The organism is Pseudomonas sp. S09G 359 (assembly GCF_002843605.1).
GTDB lineage: Bacteria > Pseudomonadota > Gammaproteobacteria > Pseudomonadales > Pseudomonadaceae > Aquipseudomonas.
Map to the genome: position 1 here is coordinate 693,362 of NZ_CP025263.1, position 12,856 is coordinate 706,217.

Here is a 12,856-nt window from a genome sequence, read left to right on the forward strand (position 1 = left end):
CCAAATGTGGGAGGGGGCTTGCCCCCGATGAAGTCACCACAGTGTTTCAGCTAAAACTCAGCTGCCGTAGCGCTTGCTGGCCTCAATCGCCAAGCCACTGCCGATGCTGCCAAAGATATTGCCTTCCACATGCCGTGCATTCGGCAACATCGCCGAAATACTATGGCGCAGCGCCGGAATGCCGCTGGAACCACCGGTGAAGAACACCGTGTCCACCTGCGCCACACTCACCGAGGCATCGTTGAGCAATTGCGTGACGCTGCCGCGCACGCGCTCGAGCAAATTGTCGATGGACGACTCGAACAGTGCCCGGCTCAATTCCACGCTCAGGCCCGCTTCGATACGGTCCAATGCCACGTGGCGGCTGTCTGCGTGGGTCAGCTGGATCTTGGTTTCTTCCACTTCCATCGCCAGCCAGTGCCCGGCGCGCTGTTCGATCAGCTTGAACAGGCGGTCGATGCCGCCAGTGTCTTCGATGTCGTAGCGCATGCTGCCCAGGGCCAGTTGGGATTTCTGTGAGTACACCGAGTTGATGGTGTGCCAGGTGGCCAGGTTCATGTGGTGGCTGGTGGGCATGTAGGCGCCGCTTTTCATCCGGCTGCCGTAGCCGAACAGCGGCATCATGCCTTGCAGGCTGAGCTGTTTGTCGAAGTCGGTACCGCCGATATGCACGCCGCCGGTGGCGAGGATGTCGTCCTGGCGGTTGTCATTGTGCCGACGGTCCGGCGACAGGCGCACCAGCGAGAAGTCGGAAGTACCCCCGCCGATGTCGACAATCAGCACCAGCTCTTCCTTGGCGATGGTGGACTCATAGTCGAAGGCCGCCGCAATCGGCTCGTACTGGAACGAGATGTCCTTGAAGCCGATCTTGCGCGCCACGTCCACCAAGGTGTTTTCAGCTTCCTGGTCGGCCATCGGGTCGTCATCGACGAAAAACACCGGGCGGCCCAGTACCACTTCCTCGAACTCACGGCCGGCGGTGGCCTCGGCGCGGCTCTTGAGCTGGCCGATAAACAACGCCAGCAGGTCGGTGAACGGCATGGCCGTGCCCAACACGCTGGTGTCGTGCTTGATCAGCTTGGAACCCAGCAGGCTCTTGAGCGAGCGCATCAAGCGGCCTTCGTAGTTTTCCAGGTATTCGTGCAGGGCCAGGCGGCCGTACACCGGGCGACGCTCCTCGAAGTTGAAGAACACCACCGACGGCAAGGTGATCTTGTCGTCCTCCAGCGCGATAAGCGTCTCTTCGCCGGGGCGGATCCAGCCGACGGTAGAGTTGGACGTGCCAAAGTCGATGCCGCAGGCACGAGCTGGGGATGGGTTTTTCATGTCTATCGGGTTCCGGTTGAAAAACGGCCGCGCAGTGTATGCCAGTCGAAGGCGGATGCGTAGGCCGACCATCCGTTAAATCGTGCTTGAAAGTCAGCGATTCGCCCCCACATCTGCTGCATACGGCAAGTGCCGATAAAACTCCGACGCACCCCCAGGCCACATCACTCAACAGGTGCAAAGCAGCGCACGTTGTGCCCCGGGCTGTGCGATCTCGATTAAGGATGGTGAATCGCCGATGGATTTCAAAGATTACTACAAGATATTGGGTGTCGAGCCGAGCGCCGATGACAAGGAAATCAAGGCCGCCTATCGCAAACTCGCACGCAAATATCACCCGGATGTGAGCAAGGAAAAAGACGCCGAAGCCAAGTTCAAGGACGCGTCCGAGGCCTATGAAGCGCTCAAAAGCGCCGACAAGCGCGCGGAATACGACGAGCTGCGCAAATACGGCCAGCATGGCCAGCCGTTCCAGGGCCCACCGGGCTGGCAGAGCCGTGGCGGCTTTGGCGGCGGCCAGGACGCGGGGGATTTCTCGGACTTCTTCAGTTCGATCTTCGGCTCCCGTGGCGACGCCTTTGGTGGCGGCCAGCGCCGCCCGACCGGGCGCAAGGGCCAGGACGTGGAGATGCAGCTGTCGGTGTTCCTCGAAGAGACGCTGTCCACCGAGTCCAAGCAGATCAGCTTCCAGGTGCCGCAATACGACGCCTCGGGCCGGCATGTGAGCAACACCACCAAGAGCCTGAACGTGAAGATCCCCGCCGGCGTGGCCGACGGCGAGCGCATCCGCCTCAAAGGCCAGGGCGCGCCAGGTATCGGCGGTGGCGCCAATGGCGACCTGTACCTGATCATCAAGTTTGCGCCGCACCCCAAGTTTGAAGTAGATGGCGAAAACCTGATCATCAACCTGCCCCTGGCGCCGTGGGAATTGGCGCTGGGCACGGAAGTGGCGGTGCCGACCCTCACCGGCAAAATCAACCTCAAGGTGCCGGCCGGCAGCCAGAACGGCCAGCGCATGCGCGCCAAGGGCCATGGTTTGCTGAACAAGGCCGGGCAGCGCGGCTTTCTGTACGTACAACTCAAGGCCGTGATGCCGCCGGTGGGCGACGACGACGTGAAAGCGTTGTGGCAGGAGCTGGCGCAGAAAGCGGCCTTTAATCCGCGTGAGAACTTCTAAGGCTTAGCAACCCATACCTGTGGCGAGGGAGCTTGCTCCCGCTGGAGTGCGAAGCGCTCCCAAGATTTTGGAGCTGCCTCGCGACCCAGCGCGAGCAAGCTCCCTCGCCGCAGGTTGTTGTCTGTTGGTTTTGCTTCAGAACAGGAAATACCGCTGCGCCATCGGCAACACTTCGGCCGGCTCGCACCACAGCAACACACCGTCGGCCTTGACCTGATAGGTCTGTGGGTCCACTTCGATATCCGGCAGGTAATCGTTGTGGATCAGGTCGGTTTTCTGCACCGAGCGACAGCCCTTGACCACCGCAATCTGCTTCTTCAATCCCAGCGCCTCGGGCAAGCCCGCCGCCAACGCCGCCTGGCTGATAAAGGTCAGGCTGGTGGCGTGCAACGAGCTGCCGAAACTGGCGAACATCGGGCGGTAGTGCACCGGCTGCGGTGTCGGGATCGACGCGTTGGCGTCACCCATCAGGCTGGAAGCAATCGCGCCGCCCTTGAGGATCAAGGTCGGCTTGATGCCAAAGAATGCCGGGCGCCACAGCACCAGGTCGGCCCATTTGCCTACTTCGATAGAGCCGACGATATGGCTGATGCCATGGGTAATCGCCGGGTTGATGGTGTACTTGGCGATGTAGCGTTTGGCGCGGAAGTTGTCGTTGCCGGGGCCGTCGCCGGGCAGGGCGCCGCGCTGCTTTTTCATCTTGTCGGCGGTCTGCCAGGTGCGGGTGATCACTTCGCCAACGCGGCCCATGGCCTGGCTGTCGGAGCTGATCATCGAGAACGCGCCAAGGTCGTGCAGGATGTCTTCGGCGGCAATCGTTTCGCGGCGGATACGGCTTTCGGCGAAGGCCACGTCTTCGGCAATGCTCGGGTCCAGGTGATGGCAGACCATCAACATGTCCAGGTGCTCGTCGATGGTGTTGCGCGTGAACGGCCGCGTTGGGTTGGTGGAGCTGGGCAGCACGTTGGCGAAACCGCAGGCCTTGATGATGTCCGGCGCGTGACCGCCGCCGGCACCTTCGGTGTGGTAGGTGTGGATGGTGCGGCCCTTGAGCGCGGCCAGGGTGGTTTCGACGAAGCCGGACTCGTTGAGGGTGTCGCTGTGGATCGCCACCTGCACGTCATAGTCATCGGCAACGCTCAGGCAGTTGTCGATGCTGGCGGGCGTGGTGCCCCAGTCTTCATGCAGCTTGAGGCCGATGGCGCCGGCCTTGACCTGTTCGATCAACGGCTCGGGCAAACTGGCGTTGCCCTTGCCGGTAAACCCGATGTTCATCGGGAACGAATCACTGGCCTGGAGCATGCGCGCCAGGTGCCACGGGCCCGAGGTGCAGGTGGTGGCATTGGTGCCGGTGGCCGGGCCGGTGCCGCCGCCGATCATGGTGGTGACGCCGCTGGTCAGCGCTTCTTCGATCTGCTGCGGGCAGATGAAATGCACATGGGAGTCGATGCCGCCGGCGGTGAGGATCATGCCTTCACCGGCGATTACTTCGGTGCTGGCGCCGATGGCCATGGTCACGCCGGGCTGGATATCCGGGTTGCCGGCTTTGCCGATGGCGTGAATGCGGCCGTTCTTGAGGCCGACGTCGGCCTTGACGATGCCCCAGTGGTCGATGATCAGCGCGTTGGTGATCAGCGTGTCGACCACTTCATGGGCGAGCAGTTGGCTCTGGCCCTGGCCGTCGCGGATCACTTTACCGCCGCCGAATTTCACTTCTTCGCCGTAGACGGTGAAGTCCTGTTCGACTTCGACGAACAACTCGGTGTCGGCCAGGCGGACTTTGTCACCGACGGTGGGGCCGTACATGTCGGCGTAGGCTTGGCGGCTGATTTTCATGTGTGGTTGCCCTGAGAAATTTGTGTTGAATGTGAGACCGCTATCGGGAGCAAGCCCCCTCCCACATTTGTTCCGTGTACATCCTTTGGAATGCGGTCAGTGTGGGAGGGGGCTTGCCCCCGATGAGGCCCTAAAGGTCGCCCATAATCCGCCCGGCAAACCCAAATACCCGCCGCCCGCCGCTCAAATCCACCAGCTCGACCTCACGACTCTGCCCCGGCTCGAACCGCACCGCGGTCCCCGCCGGAATATTCAGGCGCATGCCACGGCTGGCTGCACGGTCAAACGTCAACGCGTCGTTGGTTTCGAAAAAGTGGTAATGCGAGCCGACTTGGATCGGCCGATCGCCGCTGTTGGCCACACTCAGGCTGATAGTACGGCGGCCCACGTTGAGTTCGATCTCGCCAGGCTGGATCTGATATTCGCCAGGAATCATGCAGGTTGCCCCAGGGTCTTGAAGTAGATGGCGGTCGGGCTGTAGCGCCCGTCCGGGCTTTGGCAGTAATCGGGCAGTTCACCGATCTTGGTGTAGCGCAGCGACTGGTAGAAGGCTTCGGCACCGGAGCCGGCTTCGGTGTCCAGGTACAGCAGGCCACGCTTGTGCTGGCGCGCGGCGAGTTCCAGGGTATTCATCAACTGCTGGCCCAGGCCATGGCGGCGGGCGCTGCTGTGTACCAGCAGTTTTTGCACCTCGGCGCGGTTCAACCCGTTGGCTTTCTGGCACAACGCCAACTGCACGCTGGCGATCACTTGTTCGTCGCGCACCACCACCCACAACAACAGGCCGGCGTCTTCGATGCTGGCGTGCACGCCGGTCAAATAGTCGCGGGCCTGGGCTTCGTCGAAGTCGGCCATAAAACCCACGGAGGCGCCGTGCTTGACCGCGTCCAGCAACAGCTCGATCAGACCCGGGCGGTAGTGGGCGAAGCTTTCAGCATTCACTCGACGCAGTTGTGTCGCACTCATCGAACTCACTCCTTGGGCGGTTCTGCACCCGGATTCAATGTCAGTTGCATAAAGGTCAGGTCCAGCCAGCGGCCGAATTTGATACCCACTTGCGGCATCTGCCCGGTGGTGATGAAACCCAGGCGCTCATGCAGGCGGATCGACGCCTGGTTGCCGCTTTCGATGGCGGCGACCATCACGTGTTTGCCACAGGCGCGGGCGCGTTCGATCAGCGCTTGCATCAGCAGTGGGCCGAGGCCTTTGCCGCGTTGGTCGCTGCGCACGTACACCGAGTGTTCGACGCTGTAGCGGAAGCCTTCGAACGGGCGCCAATCGCCAAACGAGGCATAGCCGACCACGGCGTCGTTTTCGACCGCGACCAGAATCGGATAGCCCTGGGCCTGGCGTGAACTGAACCAGGCCTGACGGTTGCCGAGGTCCACCGGTTGTTCGTTCCAGATCGCCGTGGTGTTGAGCACGGCGTCGTTGTAGATGTCGCGAATGGCCGGCAGGTCGGCATGCACGGCATCACGCAGGGAAATGGACATGCTCGCTCCCTCAAGCAATCGGGTGGTGGACGGTGACCAGCTTGGTACCGTCGGGGAAGGTGGCTTCCACCTGGATATCCGGGATCATTTCCGGGATGCCTTCCATCACCTGTTCGCGGCTGAGCAGGGTGGTGCCGTAGTGCATCAGGTCGGCCACGGTGCGGCCATCGCGGGCCCCTTCCATCAAGGCGGCGGAAATGTAGGCGATGGTTTCCGGATAGTTGAGCTTCACCCCGCGCGCCAGGCGCCGTTCGGCCACCAGGCCTGCGGTGAAGATCAGCAGTTTGTCTTTTTCCCGTGGGGTCAGATCCATGGTTCAGTCCGTCGTGAAATACATTGGTAAAAACACTGTAGATCCCTGTGGGAGGGGGCTTGCCCCCGATAGCAGAGTGTCAGGCAATGCATCTGTCACTGACCCATCGCCATCGGGAGCAAGCCCCCTCCCACCTTTTGATCTTCATGTGCTCCAGATTCGAGGTGAAACGGCTTCGCGGCCCAGCACAGCCGGGCGCAGCAAGCGCCATAAGTCGATCAACCATCCCCGCGCCAGCAGGGCTTCGCTGGCCAGGCAGCGCGCCACCAGCAGGCCGGGCAGTTGGGTCAGGTCACCGCGCACAGCGTGGGGCAGGGCGCGGCAGGTTTCGAGTAATTCGGGGTCGATATCGCCGGTCAGCAGCAGGGTGGCAAACACCGGTTGCCCGTCCAGGCCGATGGGCGAGTCGAGCAGGCCGTCGTCGCCCACAATGCGCTGGCGCTCATGCCAGAGCAACTGGCCGTCGCGGCGGATATCCAGGTGTGATTGAAAGTGGCCGAGGTCGAAGCGCTCGCCACTCGCCGGGCGGCCGAGGGCCACCACATCCCAGTAGAACAACCGCGCGTCACCGTGCAGGTCGATGCGCGTGGTGAGTTCAGCCTGGGCAGCGCTGAACACGATGGTTTCCTGGGGCAGCCACTCCAGGGTCGCGCCGGCTTCAACGGTCAAATCCAGCTGCTGGAATGCCGGGCCGCTGGCGCGGTACCACTTGGCTGCACCGGGGCTGGTCAGTTGTGCCCAGGCACCTTCGCCGACATGCGCGCTGATATCCAGGCGGTCGCCGCCGGCAATCCCGCCGGGCGGGTGCACGATGATGTGCTGGCACACCTCGGGGCCTTCGGCGTACAGGTGTTTTTGCACGCGCAGCGGGCCGAGGTGGCGGCGCATCACCGGGCGCGTGGTATCGCCGAAACGCGCGTAGCCGAGTTCCAGCTCGGCGTGCCAGCTTGGGGTGAACAGGGCAGAAGGTACGGGCAGGTTCATGTTTTAGGCTTATCGTTAGGACGCTACAGATTAGATGGTAACCAGCCCGCGTACACCTTCGCTTTCCATATTTTCACCACGGCCTTGCTGGACAATCTCACCGCGAGACATCACCAGGTATTGGTCGGCCAGTTCGGCGGCAAAGTCGTAGAACTGCTCCACCAGCAGGATCGCCATATCGCCGCGTGCCGCGAGTTTCTTGATCACCGCGCCGATCTCCTTGATCACCGACGGCTGGATGCCCTCGGTGGGCTCATCGAGGATCAACAGGCGCGGGCGGCTGGCCAGGGCGCGGCCAATCGCCAACTGTTGCTGCTGGCCGCCGGACAAGTCGCCGCCGCGCCGATGCTTCATCTGCAGCAGCACCGGGAACAGCTCGTAGATAAACGCCGGTACTTCCTTGGCCTCGGAACCCGGGAAGCGCGAGAGCCCCATCAGCAGGTTTTCTTCTACCGTCAGCCGGCCGAAAATCTCCCGGCCCTGGGGCACATAGGCGATCCCGGCGTGCACACGTTGGTGCGGCTTGTAGCCGGTGATGGCCTTGCCCTCCCAGTTCACCGCGCCTTCTTTGGCCGGCAGCAAACCCATCAGGCACTTGAGCAGGGTGGTCTTGCCCACGCCGTTACGGCCGAGCAGGCAGGTGACTTCGCCGACTTTCACGTCAAACGAAAGCCCACGCAGGATGTGGCTACCGCCGTAGTACTGGTGCAGCTTGTCGACTTGCAGCATTCTCAAAACCTCCTCGATTCCCTTGAAGGAACCGGTTCAAATGTGGGAGCTGGCTTGCCTGTTCCCACATAAAGCGGTCCGCATCAGTTTCAGCGACCGAGGTAAACCTCGATGACGCGCTCGTTTTCCTGCACCTGTTCCAGCGACCCTTCGGCCAGCACACTGCCCTGGTGCAACACGGTCACGTGGTCGGCAATCGAACCGACAAACCCCATGTCGTGTTCCACCACCATCAGCGAATGCTTGCCCGCCAGGCCCTTGAACAGTTCGGCGGTGAATTCGGTTTCGGCGTCGGTCATGCCCGCCACCGGTTCGTCCAGCAGCAACAGTTGCGGGTCTTGCATCAGCAGCATGCCGATTTCCAGGAACTGCTTCTGGCCGTGGGACAGCAAGCCCGCCGGGCGCTGTACCGAGGCGGTCAGGCGGATGGTGTCGAGCACTTCGTCGATACGGTCTTTCTGCTCGCCGCTCAGGCGTGCGCGCAGGCTGGCCCACACTGACTTGTCGGTCTTCTGCGCCAGCTCCAGGTTCTCGAACACGCTGAGGGCTTCGAACACCGTGGGTTTCTGGAATTTGCGGCCGATGCCGGCCTGGGCGATCTGCACTTCGCTCATGCTGGTGAGGTCCAGGGTTTCGCCGAACCAGGCCTTGCCGTGGCTGGGACGGGTCTTGCCGGTGATCACGTCCATCAGCGTGGTCTTGCCCGCGCCGTTGGGGCCGATGATGCAGCGCAGTTCGCCGACACCGATGTACAGGTTCAGATCGTTGAGCGCCTTGAAGCCATCGAAGCTTACGCTGATGTCTTCCAGGGTCAGGATGGTGCCGTGGCGGGTGTTCAGGCCAGTGCCCGCGGCCTGGCCTATGCCGATGGCATCGCGGCCACTGCCTGCATCGAAAATAGGTTCAAGCATGACGTTCCTCATTTCTTCAGCAGGCCGATAACGCCCTTGGGCAGGTACAGGGTGACGATGATGAACAGCGCCCCAAGGAAGAACAGCCAGTACTCCGGAAAGGCCACGGTGAACCAGCTCTTCATGCCATTCACCACACCGGCGCCGAGCAATGGACCGATCAAGGTGCCACGCCCACCCAAGGCTACCCACACGGCGGCTTCAATCGAGTTGGTCGGCGACATTTCGCTGGGGTTGATGATGCCCACTTGCGGCACATACAAGGCCCCGGCCAAGCCGCACAGCACCGCGCTCAGCACCCACACGAACAGCTTGAAACCACGCGGGTCGTAGCCGCAGAACATCAGGCGGTTCTCGGCATCACGCAAGGCGGTCAGCACCCGGCCGAACTTGCTTTGCGCCAGGCGCCAGCCGATGTACAGGCTGGCCACCAGCAGCAGCACCGTGGCCACAAACAGCACCGCCCGCGTGCCGGGCTCGGTGATGCCGAAACCAAGAATGCTGCGGAAATTGGTGAAGCCGTTATTGCCGCCGAAGCCGGTCTCGTTGCGAAAGAACAGCAGCATCCCGGCGAAGGTCAGGGCCTGGGTCATGATCGAGAAATACACGCCCTTGATCCGGGAACGGAAGGCGAAGAACCCGAACACCAACGCCAACACTCCCGGCGCCAATACCACCAGGCACAGGGCCCAGAGGAAGTGCTCGGTGCCGACCCAATACCACGGCAGTTCGGTCCACGACAAAAAGGTCATGAACGCCGGCAGCTCATCGCCGGACGCCTGGCGCATCAGGTACATACCCATGGCATAGCCGCCGAGGGCAAAGAACAGGCCGTGGCCGAGGGACAGCATCCCTGCGTAACCCCACACCAGGTCCAGCGCCAGGGCGACGATGGCGTAGCAGAGGATCTTGCCCACCAGGGTCAGGGTGTAGGCCGACACATGCAGCGGATTTTCCGGCGACAGCAGTGAACACAACGGCAGTGCCAGCAGCAGGATCAGAATCACCGCGCCCACTGCAATCGTCACCTTGGGACCGGCCTTTTGCGCGGCCGTAAGCATCAATGGCTGGTTCATCAGTCGATCACCCGTCCTTTCAGTGCGAAGAGTCCCTGCGGGCGTTTCTGGATAAACAGAATGATCAGCGCGAGGATCAGGATCTTGCCGAGTACGGCACCGATCTGCGGTTCGAGGATTTTGTTGGCGATGCCCAGCCCGAAGGCGGCCATCACGCTACCGGCCAACTGGCCGACGCCACCGAGCACCACCACCAGGAACGAGTCGATGATGTAGCTCTGGCCCAGGTCCGGGCCGACGTTGCCGATCTGGCTCAGCGCCACGCCGCCTAAGCCGGCGATGCCGGAGCCGAGGCCAAACGCGAGCATGTCCACACGCCCGGTGGGCACGCCGCAGCAGGCGGCCATGTTGCGGTTCTGGGTCACGGCACGCACGTTGAGGCCCAGGCGCGTCTTGTTCAGCAGCAGCCAGGTCAGCACCACCACGCACAGCGCGAAGGCGATGATCACGATGCGGTTGTACGGCAGCACCAGGTTGGGCAGCACTTGAATACCACCGGACAGCCAGGCAGGGTTGGACACCTCGACGTTCTGCGCGCCGAACACCAGGCGCACCAGTTGGATCAGCATCAGGCTGATGCCCCAGGTGGCCAGCAGGGTTTCCAGCGGGCGCCCGTACAGGTGACGGATCACCGTGCGCTCCAGCGCCATGCCGATGGCGGCGGTGACAAAGAACGCCACCGGCAGCGCAATCAACGGGTAGAACTCGATGGCGGCAGGCACGTAGCGCTGCATCAGCAACTGCACCACGTAGGTGGAGTAGGCGCCGAGCATCAGCATCTCGCCGTGGGCCATGTTGATCACGCCGAGCAGGCCGAAAGTGATCGCCAGGCCCAGGGCTGCGAGCAGCAGGATCGAACCCAGGGACATGCCGCTGAAGGCCTGGCCGAGGATCTCGCCGACCATCAGTTTGCGTTTGACCTGGGCCAGGCTGGTTTCGGCGGCGGTGTGCACGGCGGCATCGGTTTCGACGCCGGGGGCGAGCAGGGCTTCAAGCCGCGTGCGTGCCAGCGGGTCGCCAGTGCTGCCGAGCAAGCGCACCGCGGCCAGGCGCACCACCGGGTCAGTGTCGACCAGTTGCAGGTTGGCCAGGGCCAGGCTGAGGGCGGTGTGCACGCCTTCGTCGGTCTCGGCAGCGACCTGCTGGTCGAGGAATTTGAGTTGTGCAGGAACTGCGCTTTTTTGCAGGGTGATCGCTGCGGCCAAACGTACCTTGGGGTCGGCGGCGAGCAGCTGCTGGCTGGCCTGTACGTTGTCGATCAGGCCGCGCAGACGGTTGTTCAAGCGTACGGTTTTGGTTTCACCGTTTAGCGTGAGTTGACCTTGTTGCAGCGCGTCCACCAGTTCGATGCGCGCCGGGTCGGGCTGGGCGGCCCAGTCCTGGAGGAGTTTGGCTTGCTGCGTCGGGTTGGCGGCAAGGAAGTCTTCGGCGTCGCTGGCGTGTGCGGCGAAAGGCAGCAACAGCAGCGCGGCGAGGATGAAGCGGTATAGGGCAGTGGGCATACAAAATGTCCTGATCGTGCACGGACAATGTGGGAGCGGGCTTGCTCGCGAAAGCGGTGGATCAGTTTCGGATGCGTCGACTGACACACCGCTTTCGCGAGCAAGCCCGCTCCCACATTTAGACCGAGTTGGTCTTAGTTGCTCTTGACGGCGTAATCCGGCTTCTTGTCATTGCCAGGAATGTACGGGCTCCACGGCTGTGCACGGATCGGCTCGTTGGTCTGCCATACGACGGAGAACTGCCCGTCGGCCTGGATCTCGCCGATCATCACCGGCTTGTGCAGGTGGTGGTTGGTCTTGTCCATGGTCAGGGTAAAGCCCGACGGCGCGGCGAAGGTCTGGCCGGCCAGCGCTTCACGCACCTTGTCGACGTCGGTGGACTTGGCTTTTTCCGCCGCCTGCGCCCACATATGGATACCCACGTAGGTGGCTTCCATCGGGTCGTTGGTCACGGCTTTGTCCGCGCCCGGCAGGTTGTGTTTCTTCGCGTAGGCTTTCCAGTCGGCGACGAATTTCTTGTTTACCGGGTTCTCTACCGACTGGAAGTAGTTCCAGGCCGCGAGGTTGCCCACCAGCGGCTTGGTGTCGATACCGCGCAGTTCTTCTTCGCCTACCGAGAACGCCACCACCGGCACGTCGGTGGCTTTCAGGCCCTGGTTGGCCAGCTCTTTGTAGAACGGTACGTTGGAGTCGCCATTCACCGTGGAGATCACCGCCGTCTTGCCGCCGGCCGAGAACTTCTTGATGTTGGCAACGATGGTCTGGTAATCGGCGTGGCCGAACGGGGTGTAGACCTCTTCGATATCTTTATCCGCTACGCCCTTGGAGTGCAGGAACGAGCGCAGGATCTTGTTGGTGGTGCGTGGGTACACGTAGTCGGTGCCGAGCAGGAAGAAGCGCTTGGCGCTGCCGCCTTCTTCGCTCATCAGGTATTCCACTGCCGGGATCGCCTGCTGGTTCGGCGCCGCACCGGTATAGAACACGTTCGGCGACATCTCTTCGCCTTCGTATTGCACCGGGTAGAACAGCAGGCCGTTGAGTTCTTCGAACACCGGCAATACCGATTTACGCGACACCGAGGTCCAGCAGCCGAACACCACGGCGACCTTGTCCTGGGTCAGCAACTGGCGGCCCTTTTCAGCGAACAGCGGCCAGTTCGACGCGGGGTCGACCACCACCGGCTCGAGCATCTTGCCGTTTACACCGCCCTTGGCGTTGATCTCGTCGATGGTCATCAGCGCCATGTCTTTCAGCGATGTTTCGGAGATGGCCATGGTGCCGGACAGCGAGTGCAGGATGCCGACCTTGATGGTCTCGGCGGCCTGTACGGTCCAGGTCAGGCCCATGGCGGCAATCGATGCCGAGAGGGTGAAAGCCTTGATCAAGCTGCGACGCTTCATGGTGCTATCTCCAGAACTCAATGTTGTTGTAATGGCTGATGCTGGAGACGTTGCAAGGGGTGTGCCTAGTCGGTAAGAGGCATGTTCCAGCCGCTTTTGATCCGTGCAC

13 protein-coding genes are annotated in these 12,856 nt (G+C 62.3%); 1 reads left to right on the top strand and 12 read right to left on the bottom strand.

The features are described 5' to 3' along the window. Positions 1-57 precede the first annotated feature (57 nt). On the bottom strand, positions 58-1,326 hold the full coding sequence (locus CXQ82_RS03005) for an Hsp70 family protein (RefSeq protein ID WP_101266005.1): 1,269 nt from the start codon (positions 1,324-1,326) through the stop codon (positions 58-60). A 238-nt stretch (positions 1,327-1,564) separates the two neighbouring features. Between CXQ82_RS03005 and CXQ82_RS03010 the strand changes: the two genes are divergently transcribed. Further along, entirely contained in the window at positions 1,565-2,503 is a 939-nt protein-coding gene (locus tag CXQ82_RS03010; RefSeq protein WP_101266008.1) for a DnaJ C-terminal domain-containing protein, read from the top strand. Between the two features lie 135 nt (positions 2,504-2,638). On the opposite strand, the gene ureC is transcribed toward CXQ82_RS03010, so the two are convergent. From ureC to urtA, 11 genes are all read right to left on the bottom strand, one after another. Continuing rightward, the gene (gene ureC / locus CXQ82_RS03015; RefSeq protein ID WP_101266010.1) at positions 2,639-4,339 is read right to left on the bottom strand and encodes an urease subunit alpha; all 1,701 of its coding nucleotides are present in this window, start codon (positions 4,337-4,339) and stop codon (positions 2,639-2,641) included. A 130-nt stretch (positions 4,340-4,469) separates the two neighbouring features. Beyond that, positions 4,470-4,775 carry an urease subunit beta gene (locus tag CXQ82_RS03020; protein ID WP_101266013.1) on the bottom strand — a complete coding sequence of 102 codons (306 nt, stop codon included), beginning with the start codon at positions 4,773-4,775 and terminating at the stop codon, positions 4,470-4,472. Next, positions 4,772-5,305, bottom strand: coding sequence for a GNAT family N-acetyltransferase (locus tag CXQ82_RS03025; RefSeq protein WP_101266015.1), 534 nt, complete (start codon positions 5,303-5,305; stop codon positions 4,772-4,774). Before CXQ82_RS03025 ends, CXQ82_RS03020 begins: the two co-directional genes overlap by 4 nt. A 5-nt stretch (positions 5,306-5,310) precedes the next feature. After that, positions 5,311-5,832 (bottom strand): GNAT family N-acetyltransferase, encoded by a 522-nt coding sequence (locus CXQ82_RS03030; protein ID WP_101266018.1) that lies wholly within the window; start codon positions 5,830-5,832, stop codon positions 5,311-5,313. Positions 5,833-5,842: 10 nt separating this feature from the next. Continuing rightward, a complete protein-coding gene (locus tag CXQ82_RS03035; RefSeq protein WP_101266020.1) occupies positions 5,843-6,145 on the bottom strand; it encodes an urease subunit gamma in 303 nt (100 codons plus the stop codon). 144 nt (positions 6,146-6,289) lie between these two features. Next, the gene (locus tag CXQ82_RS03040) at positions 6,290-7,129 is read right to left on the bottom strand and encodes an urease accessory protein UreD (RefSeq protein ID WP_101266022.1); all 840 of its coding nucleotides are present in this window, start codon (positions 7,127-7,129) and stop codon (positions 6,290-6,292) included. Between the two features lie 30 nt (positions 7,130-7,159). Further along, complete coding sequence (gene urtE, locus CXQ82_RS03045) at positions 7,160-7,858, bottom strand: urea ABC transporter ATP-binding subunit UrtE (protein WP_101266024.1); 699 nt, start codon at positions 7,856-7,858, stop codon at positions 7,160-7,162. A gap of 89 nt (positions 7,859-7,947) precedes the next feature. After that, complete coding sequence (urtD, locus tag CXQ82_RS03050) at positions 7,948-8,781, bottom strand: urea ABC transporter ATP-binding protein UrtD (protein WP_163034692.1); 834 nt, start codon at positions 8,779-8,781, stop codon at positions 7,948-7,950. After that, entirely contained in the window at positions 8,778-9,845 is a 1,068-nt protein-coding gene (urtC, locus tag CXQ82_RS03055; RefSeq protein WP_101266028.1) for an urea ABC transporter permease subunit UrtC, read from the bottom strand. The genes urtD and urtC overlap by 4 nt, the downstream gene beginning before the upstream one ends. Continuing rightward, positions 9,845-11,347, bottom strand: a complete 1,503-nt coding sequence (gene urtB / locus CXQ82_RS03060; protein ID WP_101266030.1) for an urea ABC transporter permease subunit UrtB — start codon at positions 11,345-11,347, stop codon at positions 9,845-9,847. Before urtB ends, urtC begins: the two co-directional genes overlap by 1 nt. Positions 11,348-11,481: 134 nt before the next feature. Then, on the bottom strand, positions 11,482-12,747 hold the full coding sequence (gene urtA / locus CXQ82_RS03065) for an urea ABC transporter substrate-binding protein (RefSeq protein ID WP_101266032.1): 1,266 nt from the start codon (positions 12,745-12,747) through the stop codon (positions 11,482-11,484). Positions 12,748-12,856 lie beyond the last annotated feature (109 nt).

Coding starts and splice junctions, on each gene's coding strand:
- CXQ82_RS03005 (WP_101266005.1), bottom strand. CDS start 1,326: ATGAAAAACCCATCCCCAGCTCGTGCCTGCGGCATCGACTTTGGCACG.
- CXQ82_RS03030 (WP_101266018.1), bottom strand. CDS start 5,832: ATGTCCATTTCCCTGCGTGATGCCGTGCATGCCGACCTGCCGGCCATT.
- CXQ82_RS03035 (WP_101266020.1), bottom strand. CDS start 6,145: ATGGATCTGACCCCACGGGAAAAAGACAAACTGCTGATCTTCACCGCA.
- CXQ82_RS03025 (WP_101266015.1), bottom strand. CDS start 5,305: ATGAGTGCGACACAACTGCGTCGAGTGAATGCTGAAAGCTTCGCCCAC.
- urtC (WP_101266028.1), bottom strand. CDS start 9,845: ATGAACCAGCCATTGATGCTTACGGCCGCGCAAAAGGCCGGTCCCAAG.
- ureC (WP_101266010.1), bottom strand. CDS start 4,339: ATGAAAATCAGCCGCCAAGCCTACGCCGACATGTACGGCCCCACCGTC.
- urtA (WP_101266032.1), bottom strand. CDS start 12,747: ATGAAGCGTCGCAGCTTGATCAAGGCTTTCACCCTCTCGGCATCGATT.
- CXQ82_RS03020 (WP_101266013.1), bottom strand. CDS start 4,775: ATGATTCCTGGCGAATATCAGATCCAGCCTGGCGAGATCGAACTCAAC.
- urtD (WP_163034692.1), bottom strand. CDS start 8,781: ATGAGGAACGTCATGCTTGAACCTATTTTCGATGCAGGCAGTGGCCGC.
- CXQ82_RS03010 (WP_101266008.1), top strand. CDS start 1,565: ATGGATTTCAAAGATTACTACAAGATATTGGGTGTCGAGCCGAGCGCC.
- CXQ82_RS03040 (WP_101266022.1), bottom strand. CDS start 7,129: ATGAACCTGCCCGTACCTTCTGCCCTGTTCACCCCAAGCTGGCACGCC.
- urtB (WP_101266030.1), bottom strand. CDS start 11,347: ATGCCCACTGCCCTATACCGCTTCATCCTCGCCGCGCTGCTGTTGCTG.
- urtE (WP_101266024.1), bottom strand. CDS start 7,858: ATGCTGCAAGTCGACAAGCTGCACCAGTACTACGGCGGTAGCCACATC.